At 63.3% G+C, this 4875-nt stretch carries 5 protein-coding genes and 1 pseudogene; 5 read left to right on the forward strand and 1 reads right to left on the reverse strand.

All coding sequences use genetic code 11. The annotated features are described in order from the left end of the window. The 5 genes and pseudogenes from AC1DUU_RS23030 to AC1DUU_RS23050 form a co-directional block, all read left to right on the forward strand. Window positions 1–172 (forward strand): annotated as a pseudogene (locus AC1DUU_RS23030) (VWA domain-containing protein); the annotation flags it as partial. Window positions 173–190: 18 nt separating this feature from the next. Beyond that, window positions 191–526, forward strand: a complete 336-nt coding sequence (locus AC1DUU_RS23035) for an XdhC family protein (protein WP_476785706.1) — start codon at window positions 191–193, stop codon at window positions 524–526. Window positions 527–530: 4 nt separating this feature from the next. Further along, window positions 531–1241 (forward strand): XdhC family protein, encoded by a 711-nt coding sequence (locus AC1DUU_RS23040; RefSeq protein ID WP_476785707.1) that lies wholly within the window; start codon window positions 531–533, stop codon window positions 1239–1241. Then, on the forward strand, window positions 1238–2848 hold the full coding sequence (locus tag AC1DUU_RS23045; protein ID WP_476785708.1) for an NTP transferase domain-containing protein: 1611 nt from the start codon (window positions 1238–1240) through the stop codon (window positions 2846–2848). The genes AC1DUU_RS23040 and AC1DUU_RS23045 overlap by 4 nt, the downstream gene beginning before the upstream one ends. A gap of 218 nt (window positions 2849–3066) precedes the next feature. Then, on the forward strand, window positions 3067–3942 hold the full coding sequence (locus tag AC1DUU_RS23050; protein WP_476785710.1) for an alpha/beta hydrolase family protein: 876 nt from the start codon (window positions 3067–3069) through the stop codon (window positions 3940–3942). 3 nt (window positions 3943–3945) lie between these two features. Here AC1DUU_RS23050 and AC1DUU_RS23055 read toward each other — a convergent pair. Next, window positions 3946–4875 (reverse strand): DUF1176 domain-containing protein (locus AC1DUU_RS23055; RefSeq protein ID WP_476785709.1); only part of this gene is annotated, 930 nt, incomplete at its 5' end.

Raw genomic sequence — 4875 nt, forward strand, 5'->3', positions numbered from 1 at the left:
TTTCGAGGCCCGGGCCCGGGGCGTTCGTGCCATGCTGCCGCATGTCGACGAGTTCCGCCCGGTACACAATCTCAACGCGCTCGGCGATCTCTGCGCATCGCTCGGTGCTCCCGCTTCGCGCAGCAGCGACCCCAGATTGTGGATCATCGACGGACAGCGCCGCGCGGCGTAAGGTCGTGAAGGAGGTTCCATGCCAAGCAAATTTCTCGATGAAGCCCGCGATCCTCTGATCATCGCCGAAGGCTGGATGAAGGACGGCAAGGATGTCGCTATCGCCACCGTGGTCGAGACCTGGGGTTCGGCGCCGCGTCCCATTGGCAGTCATCTGGTGATCGACGCCGAAGGCACGTTCCATGGCTCGGTGTCCGGCGGTTGCGTCGAGGGTGCGGTCATTTCCGAAGCGCTCGACGTGATTGGGAGCGGCAAGCCGAAGATGCTTGAGTTCGGCGTCGCCGACGAAACAGCATGGCAGGTCGGCCTGTCCTGCGGCGGCCGCATCCGGGTCTATGTCGAGCGATTGGGTTGAGGCGATGGATCCGTTTGCACTGAAGACGTTGAATGCCGAGCGCCGTGCGCGACGTGCCGCAATCCTCGTCACCGACATGGGCGACGGCCGCGACCGTGTGGTCAAGGAAGGCGACGTCGTCGCCGGCGATCTCGGTGAAGCACTGGCCAAGGCCTTTCGAACCGGCCTTTCCGGCACGGCCGAGGCCGAAGGTCGGCAGTTCTTCCTCAATGTCCACCTGCCCCAACCACGGCTTGTGGTGATCGGTGCCGTCCATATCAGCCAGGCGCTGGCGCCGATGGCCAAGATTGCCGGTTTTCCGCTCGAGATCATCGATCCCCGCACGGCCTTTGCCAGCGACGATCGTTTTCCTGACGTTACTCTCCATGCCGAATGGCCCGAGGACGTGCTGAAGCACGCCCCGCTCGACCGCTATGCGGCGCTGGCGGCGGTGACGCATGATCCCAAGATCGACGATTTCGCGCTCAAGGCTGCACTCGATGCCGAGTGCTTTTATGTCGGCGCTCTGGGCAGCCGAAAGACCCATGCCAAACGCGTCGAACGGCTTCTTGGCATGGGTACCACGCCTGATCAGATCGAGCGCATCAACGCGCCGATCGGTCTCAACATCGGTGCCGCGAACCCGGCCGAGATTGCGGTTGCGGTGCTCGCACAGGTCATTGCCGCGTTTCGTTCGCGTGGACTTGTCGGCAAGCCGAAAAGCGAGGCGGCGTGAAATTCGGCGCGATACCTATCYGGCAGGCTGAAGGCGCGGTCCTCGCACATTCCACAAGTGCCGGCGACCATCGCTACCGCAAGGCCCATGTGCTCGCTGCCGAAGACATCGCGATCCTCGAAGCTGCTGGCCTGAGCGAAATCGTCGTTGCGGTGCTGGAGCTGGGCGACCTCGGCGAGGACCAGGCTGCCGAAGTAATCGCTCAAAGCATGCGCCACCACCATGTCGAGGTGAAGCCGGCGGCGACGGGGCGCGTCAATTTGCATGCGCTGAATGCGGGTGTTTTCACGGTCGACGCGGCCCTCATCGATGCCATCAACGCCATTGACCCGTCCATCACTGTCGCTACGCTCGCCCAGCATGCCACCGTCGAAAAAGGCCAGATGGTCGCGACGGTGAAGATCATTCCTTTCGCTGTCGCCGGCCATCTCGTACGGCGGGCGACCGAGCTTTGCGCCGCCCGCGAGGTGTTCGCTGTCAATCCGTTCGTGCCCAAGCGCGTCGGCGTCATCCAGACGGTGCTGCCCAGCGTCAAGCCAAGCGTGCTCGACAAGACGGCCCGCCTGACCGAGCAGCGCCTGGCACGCTCGGGTAGCCGGCTGACTGCCGAGCGGCGCACGGCGCATGAAACGGCCGAAGTGGCCGAAGCCGCCAAGGCGCTCGCCCGCGACCATGACATGGTGGTGATTTTCGGCGCCTCGGCGCTGAGCGATTTCGACGATGTCATCCCCGCAGCGATCCGCGCCGCCGGCGGCACCGTTATCCGTACCGGCATGCCGGTCGACCCGGGCAATCTGCTGGTGCTCGGCCACATCGGAGCTACCGCGGTGGTCGGCGCGCCCGGCTGCGCCCGCAGCCCCAAGGAAAACGGTTTTGACTGGGTCCTCGATCGGCTTATGTCAGGGCTTGAGGTGACGGCGGCAGACATTGGCGGCATGGGCGTCGGCGGTCTGTTGATGGAAATCCCGACGCGACCGCAGCCGCGCGACCTGTCCGCCATATCGCCGGTACCGAAGGTCCACGCCGTGCTGCTCGCAGCCGGCCGTTCCAGCCGTATAGGCGGTCCCAACAAGCTGATGGCGCTGTTCCAGGGCAAGCCATTGGTGCGCCGCACGGCCGAACGCGTGCTGGCCTCCAAGGCTGAAAGCACAGTCGTTGTCACGGGCCATCAGGCTCCCCGCATTCGCGAGGCACTTGCCGGTCTCGACATTCCTATCGCTCACAATGCTGACTTCGCCTCCGGCCTCGCCAGTTCGCTCAAGGCCGGCATTGCCGCACTCCCTGAAGATGCAGCCGGCGCGCTGATCGTGCTCGGCGACATGCCCGAGGTGTTGGCCGCCGACCTCGATCGCCTGATCGAAGCATTCGAGCGCGCCGATGGCCGCGCCGTTGTCCGCGCCACCCATGACGGCAAGCGCGGCAACCCGGTTATCTTGCCGCGGTCGCTGTTCCCAGCCGTCGCCCATCTCGAAGGCGACACGGGTGCCCGGCACCTGGTTGAATCCGAAGGCGTGGATGTCATTGATGTGGAGATCGGCGTCGGTGCCGGCGTCGATGTTGATACGCCCGACGCGCTTGAGACGGCTGGCGGCGTGTTGCAGGATTGACCAATGTGATGTTTCTCAAGCCTTTCTCGAAGTCTCGTTCCTTCACGCCCCCCTCTGKCCTGCCGGMCATCTCCCCCWCARGKGGGGAGATCACGCCGKCACCGCGACTTTCGCCAATCGTCTACGTTGMAAAAAAGGCRAGGCGCCGAAGCTGCCAATCTCCCCACCTGAGGGGGAGATGGCCGGCAGGCCAGAGGGGGGCGCCGTGGAGCGCATGGCTGCCAGCCAGCCTCCGTCTTCTGGTCTTACCGCTCGTCCTGGCCACACTTGCCTCGTCTGCCCATGCGCAAAGCCTAGCGCCCTACAAGGACGAACTCTTCGCCTATCCGGCCATCCTGTCATCCGAGGGCAAGACCTACCGGCTCGTCGATTACAGCGAGTTGCGTGACATCAACGAACGCGACCAGATCCCCGAACGGCGGGCCAAGAGCAAATATGTCGATACCGGCGTGCGCTGGGTGCAGCGGGACCTGATGCTCAGGACCGATGCCGGCAACATCAAGCATGTTGCAGTCGGCAAGACCGAGGGCGCGTCGGTCATCGTGCTTTACCTTCACGGGCAGGGTGGCAGCCGCAAGCAGGGCGTCGACGACTTCACTTTCGGCGGCAATTTCAACCGCATCAAGAACTTGATGGTGGCCAATGGCGGGCTTTATCTATCGCCCGATTTTTCCGACTTCGGCGACAAGGGCGTGGCTGAGATAGCGGCCCTCATCGATCATTACGCCGCCCGATCGCCCGGCGCCAAGGTGGTGGTTGCTTGCGGTTCGATGGGCGGGGCGCTGTGCTGGGGTCTTGCCCATGATGCCAAGGCGGCCAAGCAACTGGGCGGGCTGATGTTGCTTGGCTCGTTGTGGGATGAGGGGTTCCTGACCTCGCCGGCGTTTGCTGCCAAAGTGCCGGTGTTCTTCGGCCAGGGCAGCAAGGATCCGGTCTTCCCAATCGACAAGCTGGAGGCGTTTTTCCGCTCGATCCTCGCCAAGAAACCCAGCTATCCCGCGCGCTTCGTGCGATTCGAAACCGGCACGCACGGCACGCCGATTCGCATGACCGACTGGCGCGACACGCTCAACTGGATGCTGGCCGCGAAGTGAGATTTACGGCCCGGTGTTATAGTCGAGCACGCTCTGGGGATTGATCTCGCCGTCATAGGACGCATCGACGTCGTATTGGATCAGCGCAAACGCCCCGTCGCGGAAAATCCAGGTGCCGTCGGACGAGGCGTCGCCAACGCCGCGCCATTTGTTGTGCGACAGGATCGTCAGGGTCTTTTCGTCGAAGGACGAGTTGACCAGCGCGTTTTCGGAGCGGTAGCCAATGACGTCGACGCTTTCGAGCTTGCCTTCGGAATTGTCGTTCTCGTAGCGGATGTCGAGCTCGGGCGTAGCGAAATGCTGCTCGTTGAGGCCGTCGGCTTCGTTCCAGAGGTAATAGATATGGGTCTCGTTGTAGGCGCCCATCTGGCAGAAGAAACGAAACAGCCGGGCTTCGCTGGGTGCTGCGTCGGCGGCGTCGGTCTTGTTATGATAGGAAATCCTGTAGCTTAGCGCGACATCATCACCTTCTTTGGCAACGTCGCATTGGGCCTGATGGCTGGCCGCGAATGTCTTCCTGGCAAGATCGAAAACCGCATCGGTTTCGACTGGCGGAGCGTCACCGCATTGCTTGGGCAATGCGTCGGTGAGCGTGCCATCGGCTGGATTGAGCGTGCCCTTGTCGAGCTGGATCGGTTTGAACGGCGGCGCCTGGATCGAGCCGTTGACCTGTCGCGCGGTGTAGCAGCCGGCGAAGATCTTTTCGGTGCCGTCCTTGTCGACGGCGCGAATGGCGACGGGGATGTTGTAGAAAATGCTGCCGGCGGCACCTTCGGAACTGACAGCACCGGTTTCGACCTCGACGCGCTCGGTTGCCTCGTAGCCCTTGGCGAAGGCCTCAAAATCCTTGGCGGGCTTGGTCTCGCCGAAATAATCCCAGGCGCGGGCATATTCCTGCCGGCTCACCGCATTGTAGAGCGAGCGCACCACGGC

It is taken from the genome of Aminobacter sp. P4_H6_2, assembly GCF_056400805.1.